Source organism: Sphingomonas sp. Leaf34 (assembly GCF_001421805.1).
GTDB lineage: Bacteria > Pseudomonadota > Alphaproteobacteria > Sphingomonadales > Sphingomonadaceae > Sphingomonas.
In genome coordinates this window covers 669,307-691,391 of record NZ_LMLC01000002.1, presented here as the reverse complement: position 1 = coordinate 691,391, position 22,085 = coordinate 669,307, and the positions used below count along the sequence as shown (strand labels likewise).

Here is a 22,085-nt window from a genome sequence, read left to right as displayed (position 1 = left end):
CTGTGCATCAGTAAAGTGAGCAGCCCCCACCGGGTGGTCCAGATAGATAGTTAGTGCATTGTCGACTCCGCCGCCATTGCCGGGCGTAGGTGGAGCGAAGCGGAACTGGAGGCTGGCAATGGCGGGGTCGCCGCTGCTGGCGCGGGAGGTCGATAGCCCAGGCTACTGTGTGGTCGGACGGTGTTATAGTGACGCCGCCACGCCTCGATCAGCACTCTTGCCTCGGCGAGGCTGTAGAAGATCTCTCCGTTGAGCAGCTCGTCGCGAAGCGAACCATTGAAGCTCTCGTTGTAACCGTTCTCCCATGGCGAGCCCGGTGCAATGTACAGCGTCTTCACGCCGACCTGCCCAAGCCATTTCTGAACCGCGGTAGCGATGAACTCGCTGCCATTATCCGACCTAATATGCGCTGGCGGACCCCGCGCGATGAACAGCTCGGCAAGCGCCGCCAGCACGTCTTCGTGCTTCAACTGACGTGCGACGATCAGCGCCAGGCATTCCCTGCTGGCCTCGTCGATGATCGTGAGGATACGAAACTTGCGCCCGTCGTGCGTTCGCGCTTCGACAAAGTCGTATGCCCAGACATGCCCCGGATACTCCGGTCGCAGCCGGATGCACGAGCCGTCGTTCAACCACAGCCGGCCACGCTTGGGTTGCTTCTGTGGCACCTTCAGGCCCTCACGCCGCCAGATGCGCTCGACGCGCTTGTGGTTCACCGACCACCCAGCGGCATGCAGCAGTGCGGTCACCCGGCGGTAACCGTAGCGTCCATACTGCCCGGCCAGCGCAACGATGTCCTCAGTCAGCGCCTGTTCGTCATCTGCCCCACACGGCACCTTGCGCTGCGTCGACCGATGCTGCCCGAGCACGCGACACACCCGCCGCTCGGATACATCCAGCACCTCTTTCACGTGGTCAATGCAGCGTCGGCGCCGCGCGGGGCTTAGAAGTTTCCCCGTGCCGCCTCCTGCAGGATCAGCTTGTCCAGTGTCAGGTCGGAGACCGCACGCCGCAGCCGCAGGTTCTCCTTCTCCAGGTCCTTCATCCGGCGAGCCTGATCCGTCTTCAGACCACCATATTCCTTGCGCCAGCGGTAGTAGGTTTGCTCGCTGACCGCGATCCGCCGACACGCCTCGGCCGTCGTCCCGCCCTGGCCCAGGACGATTTCAACTTCACGCAGCTTCCCGATGATCTCTTCCGGCTTGTGCTTTTTCGCAGGCATTCGTCGTCCCTTCCTTGATCCAGACTCTCATAGTCGATGGACCGCTCAGAAGGGGGCAGCTCACACAACAGTGATTACGATCCGGTTTGCCACACATCGGGCCGCTAAATGGCAACATTGAAGAGGAAAGCTGACAATCAGCTTTTGGAAAGGTGAGGGACGATAGCAGACATTGGGCCGCTACCGGCTTCCCAAAAGGAATGCGATTTCGAGAAGCTTTAGGTTTGCCAGGTGTCCGATTTAAGCTGGAGGTAGAGTACCGCCACGGCCGGGCTCTTTGTAATCGCGATTTATTGGTTCGCTGGCCGTGATGTTACAACGCAGTCGATCGTAGCGAGGTTGCCAAATCGGGCCGAGCACATCTGACCGATGACTACCCTATGGACACCGGTCAACGCGCCAGTGCTGACAATCTGGCCCCGCTTCAACGGATAGCCAAGTGAAGCCGCACGTTCGAGCGCGAAAACGAATGCCGGTAGCGGTCCATCAGGATCGCCCCAAAGCGGCGATCGGCCGACGGACATACCATCGATGGTCACCTCCGCAAACCCACCTGGTAGCGAATTGAGATCGACAGATGGTCCCCGGATCAGTCCGCTGTTGTTCCCGAACGCAGTAATGGCGGCGAGGGGGCCAAGCGTAGCAATCGAGGCGAGGGGGCTGCTTGCCGCCTCGATCACGAGACGCGCGTCGGTGATCAGCGATCGTGCATCTTCGAGCGACCATGACAGCCGTTCGGGATCAGTATCGCTGCCTACGACAAGCGCGATTTCCGCCTCGAACGCTGCGCTTCCGCCTTCGTATGCCGGGACCTTGGAGACGAAACCGGCATCGACGATCGTCCGGGCGAATATCGGGCCGATATACCGGTCGGCGTGCAACCGCTCCCGCCAGGGATCATTGATCCGAGCGACCTTCCACCCGCCGATCGCGTCTGACCATCGATCGATAGCGAGCGCCTGAATAGCGTAGGCGTCGGCCAGCGTTTGCGGTAGCCCGCCGGGATAGGCCGACATAGCCGTGCCATCGCGACGAGCCGCGACGAAGGCGTCGGCGATGCCTGAAGCCGCATATTGCATCCGAAGACGTTCCTGTTCCTGCCTCAAGCGTCCACCTGCACGCTGTCGCTGGCAACCAAGGCCGTCATGTTGACGATGCCGCGCGTTGTCGTCGAAGAAACGAGGACGTGCACAGGTTTTGACATGCCGAGCAGCATTGGGCCGACTGGCAGCCCACGGGTGATCGACGTCGCGAGCGTCAGTGCAACGTTGGCGGTGTCGAGCGACGACATGACCAGAAGATTGGCTGCCCCGTCGAGCGTCGATCGACTGACGCTTCTTGCCCGGATCGCGGCGTTGAGCGCACTGTCGGCATGCATCTCGCCATCGATGGCGAGATCGGGCGCCTGTTGCCGCACAATCGCCAGAGCATCGCGCATCTTGCGGGCGCTAGGCGAGCCCGACGCCCCGAAATTGGAATGCGACAGCAATGCCGCTGCGGGCACGATCCCGAAGCGGCGGATCTGGTCAGCCGCCATCAACGTCAGCTCCGCGATCTGCTCGGCGGTCGGATCGGGATTGAGATGCGTGTCGGCGAAAAACAACGTGCCGCCATCGTGGATCAGCCCGGTCAGCGCATAGGCGCGGGTCGCGCTCGGCAATCGGGGGATTATCTCCAGAACCTGCCGGGTTTCCTCCCACCAGTCGGCCGGCGTGCCACACAGCGCAGCATCGACCAGCCCCAGGCGTAGCAACATCGCTGCGGTAACGCTGGGTTGTTGCCGGACACGCTTGCGTGCAGCAGCGGGAGGTACGCCGCGGCGCTCGACCAAGTCGCAATACGCGTCGCCCAGCCGTGCATGCACGTCCTCGACACCGGTTGGATCGAATATCTCGACATCGACGCCGGGGCGGATGCGCAGACCCAGACGCGTGATGGCCGGTTCGATGATGCCGGGTCGCCCGACCAGGACGGGGTGGGCCAACCGCTCGTCGACGACGATCTGCGCCGCGCGCAGGACGGCATCGGCCTCGCCTGCAGCATAGGCGACCCGTTGCGACCGCGTGCGCGCTGCCTCGAAGACCGGCATCATCAATTGCGTCGAACGATAGGCGTGTCGGGCGAGACTGCTGCGATAGGCGGTCATGTCGGTGATCGGCGCGAGCGCGACGCCGGTTCGCGCCGCGGCTTCGGCAACCGCCGGCGCGACCTCCAGGATGAGCCGGGGATCGAACGGCTTTGGAATGATATGATCCGGCCCGAACAACAGCGGTTCGCCGCCATAGGCGTTCGCCACCACCTCATCCGGCTCCATGCGCGCCAGACCGGCTATTGCCTCGACCGCGGCGACCTTCATCGCCTCGTTGATCTCGGTCGCCTGGCAGTCGAGCGCACCGCGGAAGATGTAGGGGAAGCACAACAGGTTGTTGACCTGATTGGGAAAGTCCGAGCGGCCGGTGGCGATGATGGCATCCGGTCGCTGGGCACGTACCAAATCCGGCCGGATTTCGGGTTCGGGGTTGGCCATAGCGAGGATAATCGGCCTGGGCGCTAGAAGCGGCAACCACTCCGGGCGAAAGACGCCGGGCGCAGAAAGGCCAAGGAAGATATCCGCGCCGGCGATGACGTCGGCCAGCAGACGGGCATCGGTCTGCCGGGCATAGCGCGCCATGTTGGGCAGCATGCCGCTGCGCCCAGCGTGGATGACGCCCTCGATGTCGGTGAGCGTGACGTTCTCGACCGGCAGACCGAGTGCGACAAGCAGATCCACGCAGGCAAGGGCCGCAGCGCCCGCGCCGGAGGTTACCAGCTTTGCATCCTCGATCGGCTTGTCCTGGAGCAGCAAAGCATTGCGAACGGCTGCCGCCACGACGATCGCGGTGCCGTGCTGGTCGTCGTGGAACACAGGGATGTTCATGCGGCGCCGGAGTTCGGCTTCGATCGCGAAGCACTCGGGCGCTTTGATGTCCTCGAGGTTGATTCCGCCGAATGTCGGCTCGAGCGCGGCCACAGCATCGCAGAATGCCTTGGGATCGGTCGCATCGACCTCGATGTCGAAAGAGTCGATGCCCGCGAACTTACGGAACAGGACGGACTTACCCTCCATCACCGGCTTGGATGCGAGGGGGCCGATGTTGCCCAGTCCAAGCACCGCCGTGCCGTTGGTCACCACGCCGACGAGGTTGCCGCGCGCGGTATAGTCGCGCGCGGTAATCGGGTCGGCGGCGATTGCCTCGCAGGCAGCGGCGACGCCAGGCGAGTAGGCCAGCGCGAGATCACGCTGCGTTTCCATGCGCTTGGTGGCGTGAACGCCGAGCTTCCCCGGAACGGGAAAGCGGTGGTAATCGAGCGCTGCCTGCCGGAAGTCGTCGTCGATGCTCATAAGGTCAATTTCCTGCGTTCTGCTGGCCGGTTAGAAGCGAAAGCTCGCCCACAAGGCGGCGTAGGACGAGTCCCGGTATCCCGCCGCGGTCAGACCGTTTTTGGCAAAAGCGTGCTCAAGACGGCCGGTCAATGACAGCCGCGGACTGACGGTCCAGATCGTTTGTAGCCGTGCGACATCGACAGTCCGTCGACCGCCCATGCCGGCCGTGCCCGCAAAGGGGGTCCCGTTCGACCGGTAGACGGCATCGCTCGTCGTCTCGCGCCAGGTGAACTGGTACTCGCCCGTCACGCGCACGGTCTTGGCAGGCGTGACGGTTATACTAGGCGCGATAGCGACCAGGTTGGTTGGGGTCAGATAGCCCTGATAGCTATAGTAGATATTGTTGCCGTAGGGCGCGAACGCGTTCCTTAGCTTCCCCTGCCCATTGGCACCGCCACCCGTTGCATAGTCGAAGTGAAGACCCAGACGGGGAGCAGTGTTCGCTTTGCCAAGGCGGTACGTCCCGGCCAAGAGCACCTGCCACGCATCGAGATCCCGGCCGCCATAGCTGCCGCCCTGATGGTTGGCGGTCCAGTCGATCGTGACCGGTCCAGCTTCCCCCCAGAGATGCGCGCCGACATAGGTCCGCTCTTCGCGTGCCGTCTCGGCGCCCCATGTAACCGCCCGGTTGCGCAGACGCCAGACGAACGGGTCGAGATACAGCTTCGAGCCACCGAACAGATGCTTTGGAAGGACGATGCCCGCGGTAACCCCGCTGAAGCGGCGTCCCCAATCGACAGGGTCATCGCCGAGGCCGCCATTGCCGTAGGTTGTGTAGTAAAGGTCGAACACGTCGGCGCGCAGCGTCGATCCGCGCGCCCATGCCCGCACACCGGTCAGGCTGGTCTGCACCGTGTTATTGTCGCGGTTCGCCAGCAGCAGGTTCGAGCCATCGATGAAGACCTGTCGGCCGACACGCGCGCCGACATCGGTCTGGCCGACTTGCCACGTGCCATCGACGAACGCCTGCTGGACGAGCAGCTTGTTCGACAACGTGCCCGAGGGCGAACCGATGTTCTTGCCATCCATCGGCCCGCGCGCGAGTTCGCCGTACGCACGGAAATGTTCGCCCAGATGGAGGTCGGCGCCGAGGAAGATGCGGTAGCTGTCCTGGCGTTGATGCTCGGACTTGCGGCCTTGCGGGTTGGAGAAGTAGTTTACGCGCGTGCGCAGTTCGCCCGACAGGGTCAGGTACACGTCGTCCGAACCAATCGGGATGTATTTCAAACGGTCGAAGACGTCGTCGCGCTTGGCTGGATCGCGCATGCTGCGCCAATCTTCAGCCCAACGCAGTGGATTGTAGCCCTGCTGCGTATTGCCGTCGCCGGCAGCTGCGTCAGGATATGGGGTGGCGACCGGTGTCGCCGGCACCTGCGTGTTCTGCGCCTCGACCTGAGACGGAGGCTGCTCCTGTGCGGAAGCGTGGTGCGTGGCGCTCAAGCCTACGATCGCAAGGCCGCAGCCCTGCAGTAGCGATAGCCGGTTCATGCCGTACCTCTCCGCCGACCGGTCAATGCCAAGCCGGTCATATGTCTGCTGGAAGATCGGCAGGGCGGAGTCGTGCCGCCCTGCCGAGCCCACGTCATTCCGCGAGTTCGCGCATCACCTTGATGAGGTCGGACTTGCCCTCGAAGCCAATGCCGGGAAGTTCTGGCATCGTGATGTGGCCGTCGATCACCTTCACGCCGTCCGGGAACCCACCATAGGGCTGGAACAGGTCCGGATAGCTCTCATTGCCACCAAGCCCGAGGCCGGCTGCGATGTTGAGCGACATCTGGTGACCGCCATGCGGAATGCACCGCGACGGCGACCAGCCGAACTGCTTCAGCACCTCAAGCGTGCGCAGATACTCGACCAGCCCGTAAGACAGAGCGCAGTCGAACTGCAGCCAGTCGCGATCCGGACGCATACCACCATGACGCAGCAGGTTGCGGGCGTCCTGATGCGAGAACAGGTTTTCGCCGGTCGCCATTGGGCCAGGGTAATATTCCGAGATCGCCGCCTGCAGCGAGTAATCGAGCGGATCGCCGATCTCCTCGTACCAGAACAGCGGGTATTCGCGGAGCATCTTGGCGTAGGCGATGCCGGTCTCGAGGTCGAAGCGCCCGTTGGCGTCCACGGCGAGCTGTGCTTCCGAACCAATCTCCTTCAAGACCGCTTCGATACGGCCACGGTCTTCGTCGATCGAAGCGCCGCCAATCTTCATTTTCACGACGTTGTAGCCGCGATCCAGATAACCGCGCATCTCCGCACACAGCTGGCTGTTGTCCTTGCCAGGGTAGTAATAGCCGCCAGCCGCGTAGACGAAGACGCGTGGGTTTGCCTCGCGGTCGTGGCGCTCGGCCAGCAGGCGGAACAGCGGCTTGCCCTCGATCTTCGCGACCGCATCCCAGATCGCCATGTCGAGCGTCCCGACCGCGACCGAGCGTTCGCCGTGGCCGCCGGGCTTCTCGTTGGTCATCATTGCCGCCCAAATCTTGTGCGGATCGAGATTGTCGCGATTGTCGTCCAGCAGGCTTTCCGGAGCCGCTTCGAGTATCCGGTCACGGAAGCGCTCGCGGATCAGTCCGCCCTGGCCATAGCGACCGTTCGAATTGAACCCGTAGCCAACGACGCGCTTGCCGTCGCGAACCACGTCGGTGACGACCGCGACGAGGCTGGCGGTCATCTTGCTGAAGTCGATATAGGCGTTGCGGATGGGGGACGAGATGGGCTGCGTGATTTCGCAGACGTCGATGATGCGCATGTTTTGCTCCTCTTGGATCTATGGTTGTGGGTGGTAATCAGGAATGGGTTTCGGTGGGGCCGGCGGGATGGAGGGTGATGCTGCGCGGTACTTCGCCCTTCTGTTCCGCGATCACGGTCCGCACCGTCTCGGCGTCGAGTGCACCCTCCCACTTCGCGATCGCGATGGTGGCGACACCGTTGCCGATGAGATTGGTGACGGCGCGCGCCTCGTTCATGAAGCGGTCGACGCCGAGTAGCAGGACGAGCCCCGCTGCCGGGATGTCGGGAAAGGTCGACAACGTGGCCGCCAGCGTGACGAAGCCTCCGCCCGCAACGCCCGCCGACCCCTTGGACGTCAGCAACAGCACGCCGAGGATGACGATCTGATGCCACAGGGTCAGCGGCGTGTTGGTTGCTTGCGCAATGAAGATCGCCGCCATCGTCAGGTAGATGCAGGTGCCGTCTGCGTTGAACGTGTAGCCGGTCGGCAGGACCAGGCCGACGACAGGCTTGGCGACGCCGAGGCGCTCCAGCTTCGTCATCATCCGCGGCAGCACGGCTTCCGTCGAGCAGGTGGCGAAGGTGACGAGCAGCTCGTCCTTGAAGTAGCGGAAGAACTGAAGAAGTGGGAAGCCAGCCCAGCGCGCGACGCTGCCGATCACGAAGACGACGAAGATGATCGAGGTGAGGTAGACCGCTAGCATCAGGTGGCCGAGGCCCCAAAGTGAGCCGAGCCCGTGCTTGCCGATGGTATACGCGACACCGGCACCAGCGCCGATAGGCGCCAGCTTCATGACCATCCCAACGATACGGAACAGCGTCTGAAGCAGGGACTCGATCACCGCCATGAGTGGCTCGCCGCGCTTACCGATCGAAACCAGTGCGTAGCCGATGAGCACCGCGATCAGGATGATCTGCAGCATCGCACCCTGCGCGAAGGCATCAGCCATCGTCTTGGGAATGATGTTCATGAAGAAATCGACGACGCCGTGCTGCTCGCCGGCAGCAGGTTGGTATTTCGCGATACCGCTGGCATCCAGTGTCGAAACGTCGATGTTCATGCCAACGCCTGGCTTCATCACGTTGACGACCACCAGGCCGATCACCAGCGCCAGCGTCGAGACGATCTCGAAGTAGATCAGCGCCCGGACGCCGATGCGGCCGACTTCCTTGACGTTCCCCATCTTCGCGATCCCGAGCACCACGGTGCCGAAGATGATCGGTGCAAGGAGCATCTTGATGAGCTTGATGAACGCATCGGCAAGCGGCTGAAGCATTACTGCTACGTCGGGGAATATGACCCCGATGAGCGCACCGATGGCAATGCCAATCAGTACCTGTACGTATAACTGGCCTAGAAGGCGTCGCGCCATGGCTTCTCTCCGGCTCTCTCGCTAAAACGATTTTTCTTATTTTGTGCCGGTCTTGTCGGCTCTGCGAGCACCGGGATCAAATGCCGATACGGTTGCCGTTTATGCTCGTTCGGCATAAAGCACCTTTCTGATCCGGTTCCGGGACAGCAGCGAGGTAAGCCGTGCATTTAGACTGGCTGGAAGATTTCCTGACCCTCGCGGAGGAGCGCAATTTCTCGCGCGCGGCGCAGCGTCGCAATATCACACAGCCCGCGTTCGGCCGGCGAATCCGGTCATTGGAGCAATGGGTGGGTGCTACATTGTTCACCCGAACGACGGCTGGAACCGCTCTCAGTCCTGCTGGCGAGACGTTCTTAGGCTATGTTCAGGTGTCCGTACGCGATCTGTACCGTGCCCGCACTTCGGCGCTGGAAGTGGCAGACCAAACGGGAGCCGTTCTGACCGTGGCTGCAACCCACGCATTGTCGTTCTCGTTTTTCCCGCACTGGATTGTGGAACATGCGCCGCATGAGCCGATCAATTTGAAGTCCGATAGCCTTCAGGCGTGTGAGCGGATGATGCAACGCGGCGAGGCTTCCTTTCTGCTGTCCCACCATCACCAGCTCCTTCAGACCTCGCTCGACACGCGAGATTTCCTGCGTGTCGAGATCGGAAGCGATCTGCTGGTGCCGATCTGTCAGCCGGATGGGGCGGGGCAGCCGCGATGGACGCTGGATCAGGCCGAAGTCCCCTATTTGGCCTACAGCCCAGAATCGGGGCTCGGCCGGATCCTCCATGCAGATTGGGCAGCGCGAGGCGTGAAGCCCCCGCTGGCGACAGTTCTGCAGTCCCGGCTCGCCGCAGCGCTGCTGTCGATGGCGGTCGACGGGGCTGGAGTGGCGTGGGTGCCGCTATCGCTTGCGTCGTCGGCACTGGCGGCGGGCAAGATCACCTATGCCGCAGACGAAACCTACCGGACAGAGATCGCCATCACGCTGGCGCGGCCCACCACGTCATTGTCGAAGATTTCGGAGGCTCTCTGGTCGGTCGCCTGCGGGAACTGAAATCCCCCGCAGGCGGACGGGGCGCGGCGGGGGCTGCTGTTCAGGTTTACAGGTTGGCGTCACGCGCCTTTGGCTTCGCTGCTCCTTTGATCGGGCCACCCAGTGTGTTTTTGAACCATGTCACGACCCGATCGATGATCGGTGTCTGATACCAGTAGATGTCACCGTGCCCCGCACCATCGACCAGAATAAGCTCGGCCTTGTTTCCGCCGGCCTTGAGAGCGTCGTACAGGTGCCTGCTTTGCATGGGCGATACCAGCGTGTCGGCCGTACCATGCATGATGAGGAAGGGTGGCTTCTTGCCCTGCATATGCCCCATCGAACTCGCCGCGAGAGCCTTTTCGGGATCGCTGTTGATCGTTGCACCTGGAAACGTTCCGAAGGCCGTGCCGTTGACCAACAGCGCTTCTGTGACTGCGGGTGATTGGTGGACCTTCTGCACGGCCTTGGGAAAGCCTTCGCCGATACTGCGCAGATCGGAGATCCCGTACAACGATACGGCCGCCTGAACGTCGGAGGATTTGTCGGTGAAGTCGCCCTTGTCAAAGGTGCGTTCGCCATTGGTCGTCCCGAGCATCTGGGCGACATAGCCGCCGGCGGAGTCACCAATCACGCCGATGCGCGCCGGGTCGATGCCGTATTCCTCCGCGTGTTCGCGCAGGTAACGGACCGCCGCTTTGCCATCCTGGACCAGCGCCGGGAATTTGTCCGGCACGACGCGATATTCCGCTGCGGCGACGACGAAACCCGCGCGCGCCAGCGCCGTCCTCATCTCGCTGTATTTCTCATAGTCCGCAGAGATGAAGCCACCGCCGGGGAAATAAATGATCGCCGGCTTCAGATCTTCGGTGCGCGGCACCAGTACGGTCATCCGGAGCTGACGCATCGCACGCGTTGATTTCACCTGCGAATAGATCACCCCCCCAATCGTATCGACCTGCCCGGTCGTCACCTCGACCCGGATCGTTTGTGGACCCGCAACTTGGCCAGCTGGGACTGTTCTCGCCAATACGGTACTGCTCCCGGCTAATCCCATCACCAGAAATCCTGTTGTCGTCAACCATGCCCGGTTCATCTGCTACTCCTTTCGAGAAAATAAGACTAAAACAAGTTCAATAAGAATCTTCCTAAAGTGCTTCGCTCATCAATCGAGGTAATCTGGAAAGAGAATGGATCGGATTAGGCATGGCGCATGTTTTCTAATTTTCCTGTCATCTTGCCCGTGATACTTTTGACATCAGCACACGAGGCTATAGTATCGCACATCGCGATTTTGTTTATCTTGTCGGTCACTGGAATGCCCCCACGACATGTATCTGCGTGAGCGCTTTATGATGCGCGATCTGGCTACGGCACCACTCTCGAAGCACCTTGCGTCGATCACGCTGCAAACTTGGTCCTCGCGCATACCTGTTTGCCGAAACGTCGTCCGGAATGCCAAACGCCGTGGCCGGCGGTGTTTGGCTGAGGGAGGGGGAGCGTGTCGACCTCGCGGAGGCAAACGTATTCACCGCCGCGAATGATCATGTCCTAGCGATTATCTTTTCGTCTTCGCTTCTGCTTTGACCGTAGCCTTAATAGCTGTCCCTGCCGTGCGCGTCTCGTTGGGCCAAGTCCGGCTGGTAACTGTTCAATTATAGCGGCCTGCCTAGTGTTTGCTAACAGCCTAAAAACCATAGGCGAGCCGCCCAACCGGATCAGTCGTGAAAATGTACACTCTCGGCGACTGGCACGCGGCCCATCCGCATCCGGTTGCCCGGCGCATCATCGTCGGGGTAGCCGAATGACATGCCGAATAGCATCTTCATGTCAGGCGAGATCCCCAGAAACTCACGGATCGTGCCCGCATAGAACCCTAGCGACGTCTGCGGGATACCGCCTAGACCCCGCGCCGCGAGCGACAGAAGGAACGTCTGGCCGTACATGCCGATGTCACCCGCGGTGCGCACGTCATCGCCGAACGAGGGCATGAACATCAACGCGACTTGCGGTGCACCGAAGAAGGACAGGTTTTTAGCTGCGGCACGACGGCGACCATCCTTGTCCTCGCGCATAACGTTCATTGCCTCGTAATAGGCCTTGCCCTGCGCGTTCTTGCGATCGCCATAGCAGCCGTAGAACGCCCCCATGTCGAACGAGAAGTCGCCGGTAAACTCGCCCGCATCGTTCTTCGCGTGCAGGATGCGCGACAGATCAGTCAGCTTCGCGCCTCGGACGATATGCACGTCCCATGGCTGGGTATTGCAGTTCGATGGCGCGCATTGCGCATCCTGCAGCACTGCGGCCAAGACGTCGTCGGGGACGACGCGATCGAGGAAACCGCGATAGGATCGCCGGCCCCGAACTGTCTGCTGGAATGACTGGGTGTCGTCGGGGGTAGTAATGGATAGAGTGTCAGTCATAGATACCTCGCTGTAACATCAAGCATTCAGTTCAGGCGCGGGTCGCGGCCATATTGCGCGGGCGCGCCGAGATGATCGCGCAGCGTCGTCCCTTCGTAGTCGTCGTGGAACAGGCCTCGCTGCTGAAGAATCGGCACCAGTTCGTCGACCAGCTTCGGCAGGCCGTCTTCAAAGACGTCCGGACACAGCCAGAAGCCGTCACAGGCATCCGCTTCGAACCATGTCTGCATGTGGTCGGCCGCCTCGACCGCGGGCCCGACGATCATTGGATGATAATCGATGACGCCGTGCGCCAGCACGTCGCGGAGCGACCAGCCCTCGCTAGCGATCTTTAGCGCATTTCCGGCACGCGGGTCCTGCGGCGACGGTCGAGCGGCGGAGAGCTGCGCGGCGCTGAGTGGCTGATCAAGTTGCGACGGTTCAAGCGCCAGCCCGATCATCTGACCGAGGTACCCAATACGTTGCTCGAAGCTGGCGCCCGACATCGCGATCCGGCGGTCCAGCGCTGCCCGCCGGTCGGGTGCGATTGTCGTCATCAGCCCGGCGAAGAACTTGATCTCGTCCGGATCGCGACCTGCGCGTTCGGCCGCGCCGCGCAGCGCGTCGCGTTGTGCCTTGGCGTCTTCCATCGAGAACACCGCGCCGATCACGCCGCTGGCATAGCGTCCGGCGACTTCCAGCCCCTGATCGCCACCGCCCGCCTGAAAGATCACCGGCTGGCCCTGTTCGGACGCCGGCAACGCCAGCGGGCCGCTGGTCGCCAGATGCCGGCCGCGCAAATTGACTGGCTGAATCTGCGCCATGTCGGCGAAGCGCCCTGACGCCTGATCGTGCAGCCACGCATCACGGCCCCAACTTCCCCACAGCGCCTGCACGATTTGGACGAATTCGTGCAGGCGCTCGTATTTTTCGCCGCGTGGCGGCAGGGCGCGGCCGTAATTGGCGGCGATCGCGGGGTCGCTGGTCGGCACCGCGTTCCAGCCGGTCCGACCATGGTTCATCAGGTCGAGCGCCTTGAACTGCCGCGCCAGATTGAACGGCTCGTTGAACGTCGTGGAGCCGGTCGCGACCATGCCGATCCGCTCCGTTCCGCGCGCGACGGCGGCAAGAGTCATCATCGGCTCGATGTTCAATTGCTGTGCATCGGTACCGGTATTGGGCTTCAGGGTCGGGAAGTCGGGCATGAAGAGGAACTGGAACTTCCCCCGCTCAGCCGTCTGCGCATAGCGAACCAGCGTGTCGAAATTGGTGAAGCCCGTCGGATCGACACCGGGCATCCGCCATGCCCCAGGTTGTGCGCCATAGCCGTTTCCAAACACCATCCCGAGAAGCAGTTTCTTGGACATTGGAGGTTCCGATCCTGCCGGCCACGCCTCGCCGGGCAGCCGATAAAGTTTAATGGGGACTACCCCCGTTTCGAAAAATCAGATATGGGGAGACTCCCTGTTTATCAAGGAGAATGTCGTGACGTTGTCGCCCAGCACGCGAATGCCCCGCAAGGATGCGTTGCAGAACCGCGCGCACATTCTCGAGGTAGCCGGTCGTGCGATCGCGGAGGGCGGCGTCGATGTGTCGATTGACGCGATCGCAAAGCTTGCGGGCGTGGGCAACGCGACGCTGTACCGTCATTTTCCGACGCGCGACACGTTGTTGCTTGCGCTGCTTGCACCACATCATGAGCGCCTCGATCGGGAAAAGGCAGCGATTGTGGCGACGGGCGGCGACAGCGGAAAGGTGCTGGAACGATGGATTGACGCGCTGGGCGAATGGATGCGCGCCTATGACGGCCTGCCAGAACCCCTGCGTGCGGGCTGGTCTGTGACAGCGTCGCCGTTCAAATCGACTTGCGACGGGATCATCGAAAGCACTGATACTTTCCTGCGTGCCGCGCAACGTGACGGCTTTGCCCAAGCAACGGCTTCGGCAACGGATATCTTCCTTGGATCACTCGCAGTCGCGTGGGCGAGCGGGCGAACGTCGGCGCGTACCGACACGCAGGACCGGCTGCGAAACCTTTTCCGCAATGGGTGGTCTGCAGACGATGTCGGGAGCTCTGGCAACATCGGCGAGCACCACCCCGCGCACCCGCTGACCGATGGCCGCTGATCTTTACCATGCAACTTCAGCCGCTCGAACCGATCCCCGCGTGGGAGGAGGATGAGAAGCCTTCAATGCCTGGGTCGCCATCGACCCCGCGGCATCGCCCCGCTCTGCGCGCGTCATATTTGTTGGTCGGCGTGCTGGTCAGCGCGACCGGGGGCCTTGGCAATGCCCTGATTTCTGCGAACCTACCGCAGATCCAGGGGGCGCTGGGCCTGACCCCGGTCGAGGGGACGTGGCTGCCCGCCGCCTATGTCATGACGAACGTCTCGTCGAACCTGATCCTGTTCAAATGCCGCCAGCAATTCGGCATTCGCCGCTACGCCGAGTGCAGCCTGCTGGCGTATATCGCCATCACGATCTTGTATCTGATGATCCGAAGTTACGAGATGGCGATCCTCGTCCGCGCGGTGGCGGGGTTCGCTGCCGCGCCGATGAGCGTCCTTGGCTTCTTCTATGTGTTGCAGGCGTTTCCAAAGGCGAAGCTGGGCAAGGGATTATGCGTCGCGCTGGGATTGTCGCAGGTGTGGACGCCGGTCGCGTGGCTGATCTCGCCCGCACTCCTCGATCTGGGCGAATGGCAGACGCTGTACCTGTTCGAGTTCGGACTCGCGCTATGTTCGCTGGCCGCGTGCGTGACACTGAAGCTGCCACCGGGCATCCGCATCGCCTCGTTCGAGCGCCTCGACTTCCTAACCTTCGCGCTGATGGCGCCCGCCTTCGCGCTGGTCGGTGCGGTGTTGGCGCAGGGGCGAACGCAATGGTGGACGGAGCAGCCTTGGATGGCGTTCGCGCTGATCGCAGCGCTGGGGCTGTTCATCGTGGCGTTCATGATCGAGCATCATCGCCGCAACCCGCTGGTCAAGACGCGCTGGCTCGGCACCGCCGACACGCTGCGCTTCGCGATTGGTGCCCTGACCATGCGGCTGCTGCTGTCCGAACAGAGCTATGCCGCGACCGGCCTGCTCCGCACGCTGGGAATGGGACCGGACCAGTTGCAACTGTTCTACGCCGTCATGCTCGCGGGCCTGCTGCTTGGGATGACGGTATCGGCGGTGACGTTCGGGCCGAAGACAATGCCTGTCCAGTTCGTCGGCGCGATCCTGCTCATCATCATTGGATCGCTGATCGACAACGACGCGACCAGCGATACCCGGCCGCAGACGATGATGGTCAGCCAGTTGCTGCTGGCGATCGCATCCGGCCTCTTCATCGGGCCGCTGCTGCTGACCGGCGTGATGAAGGCACTGTCGAAGGGGGCGGATCATATCGTCACCTTCTCGGTGCTGTTCGCCGTGACGCAGTCGATCGGCGGTCTCGCCGGCCCAGCGTTGTACGGCACGTTCGAGCAGGTGCGGCAGCACGAATATTCGGCGCAGATCACTGCCAATCTCGACCCCGGCGACCCGGTGGTGGCGCAGCGGCTCGCCCAGCAGGGGCAGGTGTATGCCGCGCAGATCACCGATCCGGTGCGTCGTCAGGCACAGGGCGTCGGCCTTCTGGCGCAGACCGCGACGCGCGAAGCGCATGTCCGCGCATTCAACGACGTGTTCACGCTGAACGCCATCGTCGCCACGATCTTCCTCCTCTGGTCGCTGTACCGCGTCGCCGTCACGACACGTGCGGCGCGCAAGACAACCCAACCCGCGGCCGGTACTTCCGCCTCCGCCAGTTCCGCAACGGTATGATCCGATGACCGATCCCCGCACCACGCTCGACCGTGAAACCACCGATGGTGCCACACCGGCCGAGCCGATGACGGACGCAACCTCGTCCGCGCCGGACGATCCGCCGAAGACAATCCGCCCGACCCGGCGCGCCGTCATCGCAATGGCGATCGTGTTCGTCATCGGGACGCTTGTCGTGCTGTACGCCTGGCGGCTGTGGCCGTTCACCAGCGACGACCGGACGACCGAGAACGCCTATGTCCGCGGCCAGATCACGGCGATGGCGCCACAGGTCAACGGTTATGTCACCGATGTGCTGGTGCGCGACTTCGCGCCGGTAAAGCGCGGGCAGCTATTGTTGCGGATCGACGACCGCATCTATCGCCAGCAGCTCGACCAGGCGCAGGCGCAGTTGAAGATCGCCACGGCCGAACTCGCAAACTGGGACCAGACGGTCGCGCAGAATGCTGCGACGCTTCGGACCCGGATCGCCGACCGGCAACAGGCGCAATCCGAATTGGTCCGCGCCGATGCCGACCTGTTGCGGGTCAGCGAGCTGGCGGATCGTGGCTCCGTGTCGCTGCGCGAGCGCGATCAGGTGCGTGCGACCCGATTGGCCGCAGCGGCGGGCGTGATCCGCAGTGAGGCAAACATCGACAGCCAGCGCCAAACGATACGGTCGACCCAGGTTTCGCGCGCCGCGTTGGAAGGCGCGTTGCAACAGGCGCAGGCGCAGGTCGATCTTGCCAGGATCAACCTGTCGAACACACTGATCCGCGCGCCGCGCGACGGCCAGATCAGCGAGGCGTCCGTACGCGTCGGCCAATATGTCGCCGCGGGATCGCAGCTCATGTTCCTCGTGCCTGAGCAATTGTGGGTGGTCGGCAATTTCAAGGAGACGCAGACCGCGCGGATGCGGATCGGCCAGCCTGCCAGCTTCCGCGTCGATGCGCTCGACGGTGCGCGCCTGCGCGGCCACGTCGAACAGATCGCGCCCGCCACCGGGTCGGAGTTCAGTGTGCTGCGTCCGGACAACGCTAGCGGCAACTTCACCAAGATCGTCCAGCGCATTCCGGTGCGGATCCGCATCGATCCCGGCCAGCCACTCGCCCGTCGTCTGCGGCCGGGCATGTCGGTGGTTGCGCAGGTCGATACCGGCGGGGCGGTGTCGCCGCGCGAGCAGGAACGATGATGCGCGCGTCGATCCTTGCGGGCGTCGCCACGATCATACTGTCCGGATGTGCGCCCACGATCCGGCCAGCCCCGATCTCGGCCGCAGTGGTTCCTCCGCCAGCGTGGCGCGACACACCGACCGCGGCGACCGTGGTGGCCGATCGGGGCTGGTGGCGGCTGCTCGGCGACCCGGCCATCCCCCCGCTGGTAGATCGCGCCATTGCCAACAACACCGACGTGTTGGCCGCGGTCGCCCGCGTCGAGGAGGCGGAGGCGTTAACCCGGCAGGCGCGGTCAGCGCGCCTGCCGTCGCTCGACGCCAGCGCTGGCGTCGTGGTGCAGCAGGCACCCGGCCAGACAGGCGGGTCGGCCCGCAGCGTTTCGGTACAGCCGGGTCTTGCGGGCGCGTGGACCCTCGACCTGTTCGGGCGGGTACGTAATTTGGAAGGGGCTGCGCGCGCTCGCTATATCGCCAGCCGGGCAGACCGCGACGCAGCGCGCCTCGCGGTGATCTCCGCGACCGTGCGCGGCTATGTGACCCTGCTGTCACTCGCAGCACAAGTGGAGGTTAGCCGGAACACGCTGACCAGCCGCGACGAAGCGCTGCGCATCGCCAGCGACCGCGCCCGGCTGGGTTACAGTTCGCAGTTCGAGCTGACGCAGGCACAGTCGGAATATGAGGCGGTGGCGCAGACCATCCCCGTGCTCGAACAGGCGATGCGGGTGCAGGAGAATGCGCTGCGCCGGCTGACTGGCGACCTGCCCGGTCCGATCGTACGGGGGGCATTGGCGCGCGTCGCCCTGCCAGCCACGCCCGCCGGTCTTTCCTCGACCCTGCTGCGTCGACGGCCGGATCTGGTTAGCGCCGAATATGCGCTGGTCGCCGCTGACCACGTGCTGGCATCGCGCCGCGCCGAGTTCCTGCCCGACGTGCAGCTGACCGGATCGGCGGGTGCGTTGTTCAGCGACGCCCTCGGCTGGAACCCGGTGACGTTGTGGAATGCAGGGGCCAGTGTGCTGGCGCCGCTCTTTGCCGGGGGGCGGCTGACCGCAGATTTCGACGTGGCGACCGCACAACGCGATCAGGCGGCGTTCGCCTATCGCGGTGCGGTCCTGACCGCGTTCGGCGAGGTGGAGGACGCCCTGTCCGGCGAACGCCGGCTGCGCGAGCAGGCGGACCGCGTCAACCGGCGTCGTGCAATCCTGCAACGCTCGCTTGTCCTCGCCCGAGATCGCTATCGCGGCGGTTATGCCGCCTATATCGAGGAACTCGATGCCCAGCGTAACCTGTTCCAGGCCGATCTGGACGCCATCGCAGTCCGGGAACAGCAACTGACCAATTTGATCCAGCTATGGGCGGCGCTGGGCGGCGGGTGGGCGGGCGGAGCGTCGCCCCCGCCCGCCGCGACGGTCAGTCGGTGAAGGATGCGGCCGGCAGCTCTTGCTGGTATTAAGCGCATCATCAGCGACGCCGAGCACGCAGGTCCCCGCTTCCCGCGCCCAGCGCCGCACGGTGGCGTCAAACATGGCGCGCATGCGTGCGTGACGTCACGTCCCGGATCTTCCTGGCGCCAGCAACAGGGGCAATCCGCTACGGTCGGTAATGAGCATGCAACTCGGTAGTTGCTGTGATGGCGACTGGCATCTGCCGGTCCAGGACCGGCTGCGAGCGTCGGGCTATAGTCGGCTCGAGCATCAGTTGATGCCATACGCGGCCGCCCTGATGCGCGTCTTCGTCACCATTGCACCGGGATGCCTCATCTTGCCCGGTTGGTGGACCGGATCGGCCGCGATGGCGGCATCGCGTGCGTTGCATAGGCGATTGTCGGGTAAGACGCTGCGCCATACCGGATCTATCAGGCGTCGGAGATTGCGGATCGGTTCATCGACATGGTGTTTGTCCCCCACCAAATGCGTGCATCGATCGGTGACGAGAGCGAACAACTGGATGCAGCATCATCGCGGCGCATCAACAACGCTGTCGATCTGGTCACCAAGGCGGGACGGTCACGCACAACCGAGGCGCCATAGGCTGCCTCGGTCTGCTTTTCCGATACACCATTTTTCGGGAACGGCGCGATCGTCCGGCGCGTGCGCGGCACTACAGCCGCTATCGATATGACGAATGGCCGGAGTTAGGAAGTGGGTCTCAGGCTAGGAACAGTGGGTTAAGCGTCAAGATCCTGCGGCGTAAGGTGTATCAGACAGAGCAGCATGCGTCCCGCGCACTCCTCGGTCGACTAAAGCCAGGAAAGTGCCCTTCGCTGCATCAAGGTCGCCCGTTTCGCTCATTTTAGCATGCGAACGTACGAAAGCGGTGCTCCACGCCGAGGTAATAAGCCCGGCAGCAAGGTAGGCATCGGCATCATCGCTAGAGCGATCCGCAGCTTCGGCCAAGACAACCGCCAGAGCGCGGATAAAGTCGTCCCGCATCTGCCGTGCCCGAGCTTTCAGCGCCTCGCTTGCCTGTGCCGTCTCAACAAAGGCTTTGGTATCCGCAAATAGTGGGAAGGCCGGTTCACGCTGGTCGGCCATGCGATGGGCAAGCTCGCCAAGGGCCCCGATTGGCGACGTGCCCGGTGAGCGCGACCTGATGGCCTCGAAAGCGACATCATGAGCCTCCTGCTCGCGGTCGAAGAACATGTCTTCCTTTCGCGGGAAGTGATTGAAGACCGTCATGCGTCCGACATCGGCCGCCTCCGCGATCTCGTCGATGGTCACCCGGTCAAAGCCGCGCTCCATGAACAGGCGCGTGGCGGCATCGGATATCGCCTGTCGGGTCACGAGCCTCTTGCGCGTTCGCCGGTCTGAAGTCGGTCCAGTCATAGCTTGAACATAGGTATATACCCAGTATAGTATTGTAGCGTATCCAATTCTGAGGCCGTTCCTATGCACTCGTCAACCGTCATGCCAGCAACGATCAAAGCAGACCACAAATCCGCGCTCGTCAGTGGCGCGAGCTTTGCCGGCCTCGCTACTGCCTACTGGCTGCACCGGCTCGGGCACAACGTCACGATCGTCGAAACGGCATCTGAACTGCGGCGGGGCGGCACGCCCGTAGATATCGAAGGAGAGACGATCGAAATCCTGGGTCGCATGGGACTTGCAGATGCGGTGCGCGCTAAGGCGCTGCCCCCGGGGGGCTTCGAGTTCAAGGACGCGGATGACGCCACCTTGGGATCGATCGGTATCGGCACCGAACCAGCGGCGTACGAACGATACGAGATCCACCGTGATGATCTGCTCGATATCCTGTCTGCCGCGGTGGAGGACAGGGTCGAAATCCTGTTCGGCCAATCGATCGTCAAGCTCGACCAGGGCACAGACGGCGTGTCGGTGAGCTTCAGCAACGGCGACCGGCGCGACTATGCTCTGGTCTTCGGGTGCGACGGCAACCGGTCCAACACGCGCAAGCTCGTTTTTGGCGAGGGCGAGCAGTTCACCTACTTCATGGGCGGCTATTTCTTCCTGAAGGTGGTGCCGCACATCGGGTTGCTTCCTGCCAATATGTCACAGCTCTTCAACGTGCCCGGTCGCATGGCGATGCTCAACGGCTATGACGATCGAACTGATATCGGCTTCGGTTTTCGAACGGTCGGCGAGATCGACTACGATTACCGCGATCGGAGCCAGCTACGTCGTTTGATCCACGATCAGTTTGACGGCTTGGGATGGAAGGTGCCGGCAATGCTCGCCAGCGTGGACGGGGACGACGACTTCTATTTCGACAGGATCAATCAGATCAGGATGCCCTGCTGGTCGCGCAGTCGTGTGACCCTGGTCGGCGACGCGGGCTACTGCGTCTCGCCGCTTGCAGGATTTGGCGGCTCGATGGCGATCATTGGCGCGGGCCGGCTAGCGGACGCGCTCGAGCGGTATCCCGACGATCACGGTGCGGCCTTTCGCCATTACGAAAACGAGTTGCGGCCGTTCGTCGAAGAGGTTCAGGAGCGCGCCGCCACTAAAGGCTTGGCCATGATGCTTCCTGCCGACGAGACCGAGCTTGCAGAGCGTGATCGCAAGCTCTTGGCGGGTGAGATGGACATGTAGGCTTGCCGCACGGCGCGGCGCCACCTACCGGCTAGCGTCGTCGCTGTCGCATGAGATGGTGAGGTCGCGCTCGAGGAGAAAAGGGCTAAGGCCGAAGATCTCGACCTCTTTAGACGCGTCTGGACTAGCGACGACCTGACGTACGTAATCTAGCTCGTGCCTTTGGGGTGCGCGCATGTATGAGTCACCACGAATAACACGGCAAAAGCACTCAGGTATCAACTCGCAAGAGCCCTTTTTCGAGGACGCTCCAGCGCTGGAGAAAGACGCGGCGTTGGTCGTCAACTGACGAATAACCGTGCAACGGCAGCGACGCAGCGTCGTTGACAAGCAGGTCGAACAGAATTTCGCGCAGTTCCTCCGTCGGCAGACGAGGCAATGTGCCGCATGCCTTTGCAGCGTCGACTAGCACATCAACCGGCGCGACATAGCGGGCGCGTACGTCAGCCAGGGCTCTGCGGACCGAGGCGTCCGGCAACGCTGTTAACGCAAGTCGTTGAAGAGCGAGCATTTTGTCAGCGCCGATCCGTTCCCTATAGGTCCACATCAGTACCTTGATACCGGCGATAGGGTCGGCAATCGCTTTCGGTAGTGGGATGTCGATTTGCAATTGCGCCGACTGGCGCTCGATCACTTCGGCCAGCAGTTCGCCTTTGCCGGGAAAGCGCCGATACAGCGACATTTTGGTGATACCGGCTGCAGCGGCCACCTTGTCCATTCTCGTAGCGTCAAACCCTTGCGCACGGAATATTGCAAAGGCGGCATCGATGACATGCTCATCGATCGCGCGGCGTTCGGCCTCGCTCGGCCGGCCTCGCTTCCGCTTCGATCCTTCCATTGATTGCGTCGATCGATCTTCAGTCATGATCATCGATTACACGACGAGGTACGAACTATCGACCTA

18 protein-coding genes are annotated in these 22,085 nt (G+C 62.8%); 6 read left to right on the top strand and 12 right to left on the bottom strand.

The window, feature by feature from the left end; genetic code table 11:
• Positions 1-50 precede the first annotated feature (50 nt).
• From ASF00_RS08300 to dctA, 6 genes are all read right to left on the bottom strand, one after another.
• A protein-coding gene (locus ASF00_RS08300) for an IS3 family transposase (RefSeq protein WP_156348245.1) occupies positions 51-1,222 on the bottom strand; the annotation gives its coding sequence in 2 pieces (ribosomal slippage) (positions 51-958 and positions 958-1,222; 1,173 coding nt in all).
• Between the two features lie 290 nt (positions 1,223-1,512).
• Positions 1,513-2,328, bottom strand: a complete 816-nt coding sequence (locus tag ASF00_RS08290; protein ID WP_156350675.1) for a 2-keto-4-pentenoate hydratase — start codon at positions 2,326-2,328, stop codon at positions 1,513-1,515.
• The gene (locus ASF00_RS08285) at positions 2,325-4,598 is read right to left on the bottom strand and encodes an NADP-dependent malic enzyme (protein ID WP_055877267.1); all 2,274 of its coding nucleotides are present in this window, start codon (positions 4,596-4,598) and stop codon (positions 2,325-2,327) included. Before ASF00_RS08285 ends, ASF00_RS08290 begins: the two co-directional genes overlap by 4 nt.
• Positions 4,599-4,634: 36 nt before the next feature.
• A complete protein-coding gene (locus tag ASF00_RS08280; protein WP_055876894.1) occupies positions 4,635-6,134 on the bottom strand; it encodes an alginate export family protein in 1,500 nt (499 codons plus the stop codon).
• Positions 6,135-6,228: 94 nt separating this feature from the next.
• The gene (locus tag ASF00_RS08275; protein WP_055876890.1) at positions 6,229-7,392 is read right to left on the bottom strand and encodes a mandelate racemase/muconate lactonizing enzyme family protein; all 1,164 of its coding nucleotides are present in this window, start codon (positions 7,390-7,392) and stop codon (positions 6,229-6,231) included.
• Between the two features lie 37 nt (positions 7,393-7,429).
• Positions 7,430-8,746: a C4-dicarboxylate transporter DctA gene (gene dctA, locus ASF00_RS08270; RefSeq protein ID WP_055876886.1), complete on the bottom strand. Its 1,317-nt coding sequence runs from the start codon at positions 8,744-8,746 to the stop codon at positions 7,430-7,432.
• A gap of 161 nt (positions 8,747-8,907) precedes the next feature.
• Between dctA and ASF00_RS08265 the strand changes: the two genes are divergently transcribed.
• Positions 8,908-9,789, top strand: coding sequence for a LysR family transcriptional regulator (locus ASF00_RS08265; RefSeq protein ID WP_055876883.1), 882 nt, complete (start codon positions 8,908-8,910; stop codon positions 9,787-9,789).
• A gap of 46 nt (positions 9,790-9,835) precedes the next feature.
• Here the strand turns inward: ASF00_RS08265 and ASF00_RS08260 are convergent, their stop codons facing one another.
• The 3 genes from ASF00_RS08260 to ASF00_RS08250 form a co-directional block, all read right to left on the bottom strand.
• Entirely contained in the window at positions 9,836-10,864 is a 1,029-nt protein-coding gene (locus ASF00_RS08260; protein WP_055876880.1) for an alpha/beta hydrolase, read from the bottom strand.
• A gap of 622 nt (positions 10,865-11,486) precedes the next feature.
• The gene (locus ASF00_RS08255) at positions 11,487-12,191 is read right to left on the bottom strand and encodes a nitroreductase (RefSeq protein ID WP_055876878.1); all 705 of its coding nucleotides are present in this window, start codon (positions 12,189-12,191) and stop codon (positions 11,487-11,489) included.
• 26 nt (positions 12,192-12,217) lie between these two features.
• Positions 12,218-13,537 carry an NtaA/DmoA family FMN-dependent monooxygenase gene (locus tag ASF00_RS08250; RefSeq protein ID WP_055876875.1) on the bottom strand — a complete coding sequence of 440 codons (1,320 nt, stop codon included), beginning with the start codon at positions 13,535-13,537 and terminating at the stop codon, positions 12,218-12,220.
• 52 nt (positions 13,538-13,589) lie between these two features.
• Between ASF00_RS08250 and ASF00_RS08245 the strand changes: the two genes are divergently transcribed.
• From ASF00_RS08245 to ASF00_RS08230, 4 genes are all read left to right on the top strand, one after another.
• Complete coding sequence (locus tag ASF00_RS08245) at positions 13,590-14,297, top strand: TetR/AcrR family transcriptional regulator (protein ID WP_082446300.1); 708 nt, start codon at positions 13,590-13,592, stop codon at positions 14,295-14,297.
• Between the two features lie 65 nt (positions 14,298-14,362).
• Positions 14,363-15,979, top strand: a complete 1,617-nt coding sequence (locus ASF00_RS08240) for an MFS transporter (RefSeq protein ID WP_055876871.1) — start codon at positions 14,363-14,365, stop codon at positions 15,977-15,979.
• Positions 15,980-15,983: 4 nt separating this feature from the next.
• Positions 15,984-17,150: an HlyD family secretion protein gene (locus tag ASF00_RS08235; protein ID WP_055876866.1), complete on the top strand. Its 1,167-nt coding sequence runs from the start codon at positions 15,984-15,986 to the stop codon at positions 17,148-17,150.
• On the top strand, positions 17,147-18,553 hold the full coding sequence (locus ASF00_RS08230) for an efflux transporter outer membrane subunit (RefSeq protein ID WP_055876861.1): 1,407 nt from the start codon (positions 17,147-17,149) through the stop codon (positions 18,551-18,553). Before ASF00_RS08235 ends, ASF00_RS08230 begins: the two co-directional genes overlap by 4 nt.
• A 434-nt stretch (positions 18,554-18,987) precedes the next feature.
• Here the strand turns inward: ASF00_RS08230 and ASF00_RS18400 are convergent, their stop codons facing one another.
• Together ASF00_RS18400 and ASF00_RS08220 are read right to left on the bottom strand one after the other, a co-directional pair.
• Positions 18,988-19,233, bottom strand: coding sequence for a hypothetical protein (locus tag ASF00_RS18400; protein WP_156348244.1), 246 nt, complete (start codon positions 19,231-19,233; stop codon positions 18,988-18,990).
• 73 nt (positions 19,234-19,306) lie between these two features.
• Entirely contained in the window at positions 19,307-19,957 is a 651-nt protein-coding gene (locus ASF00_RS08220; RefSeq protein WP_055876853.1) for a TetR/AcrR family transcriptional regulator, read from the bottom strand.
• A gap of 81 nt (positions 19,958-20,038) precedes the next feature.
• Here ASF00_RS08220 and ASF00_RS08215 point away from each other — a divergent pair, with 81 nt between their 5' ends.
• Positions 20,039-21,181 (top strand): FAD-dependent monooxygenase, encoded by a 1,143-nt coding sequence (locus ASF00_RS08215; protein ID WP_055876850.1) that lies wholly within the window; start codon positions 20,039-20,041, stop codon positions 21,179-21,181.
• A 211-nt stretch (positions 21,182-21,392) separates the two neighbouring features.
• On the opposite strand, the gene ASF00_RS08210 is transcribed toward ASF00_RS08215, so the two are convergent.
• The gene (locus ASF00_RS08210) at positions 21,393-22,052 is read right to left on the bottom strand and encodes a TetR/AcrR family transcriptional regulator (RefSeq protein ID WP_082446298.1); all 660 of its coding nucleotides are present in this window, start codon (positions 22,050-22,052) and stop codon (positions 21,393-21,395) included.
• Between the last annotated feature and the right edge of the window lie 33 nt (positions 22,053-22,085).

Bases quoted from the DNA above. Each gene is read 5' to 3' on its own strand.
- ASF00_RS08280 (WP_055876894.1), bottom strand. From the start codon at position 6,134: ATGAACCGGCTATCGCTACTGCAGGGCTGCGGCCTTGCGATCGTAGGC.
- ASF00_RS08275 (WP_055876890.1), bottom strand. From the start codon at position 7,392: ATGCGCATCATCGACGTCTGCGAAATCACGCAGCCCATCTCGTCCCCC.
- dctA (WP_055876886.1), bottom strand. From the start codon at position 8,746: ATGGCGCGACGCCTTCTAGGCCAGTTATACGTACAGGTACTGATTGGC.
- ASF00_RS08260 (WP_055876880.1), bottom strand. From the start codon at position 10,864: ATGAACCGGGCATGGTTGACGACAACAGGATTTCTGGTGATGGGATTA.
- ASF00_RS08255 (WP_055876878.1), bottom strand. From the start codon at position 12,191: ATGACTGACACTCTATCCATTACTACCCCCGACGACACCCAGTCATTC.
- ASF00_RS08250 (WP_055876875.1), bottom strand. From the start codon at position 13,537: ATGTCCAAGAAACTGCTTCTCGGGATGGTGTTTGGAAACGGCTATGGC.
- ASF00_RS08245 (WP_082446300.1), top strand. From the start codon at position 13,590: ATGGGGACTACCCCCGTTTCGAAAAATCAGATATGGGGAGACTCCCTG.
- ASF00_RS08240 (WP_055876871.1), top strand. From the start codon at position 14,363: ATGCCTGGGTCGCCATCGACCCCGCGGCATCGCCCCGCTCTGCGCGCG.
- ASF00_RS08235 (WP_055876866.1), top strand. From the start codon at position 15,984: ATGACCGATCCCCGCACCACGCTCGACCGTGAAACCACCGATGGTGCC.
- ASF00_RS08230 (WP_055876861.1), top strand. From the start codon at position 17,147: ATGATGCGCGCGTCGATCCTTGCGGGCGTCGCCACGATCATACTGTCC.
- ASF00_RS08220 (WP_055876853.1), bottom strand. From the start codon at position 19,957: ATGACTGGACCGACTTCAGACCGGCGAACGCGCAAGAGGCTCGTGACC.
- ASF00_RS08215 (WP_055876850.1), top strand. From the start codon at position 20,039: ATGCCAGCAACGATCAAAGCAGACCACAAATCCGCGCTCGTCAGTGGC.
- ASF00_RS08210 (WP_082446298.1), bottom strand. From the start codon at position 22,052: ATGATCATGACTGAAGATCGATCGACGCAATCAATGGAAGGATCGAAG.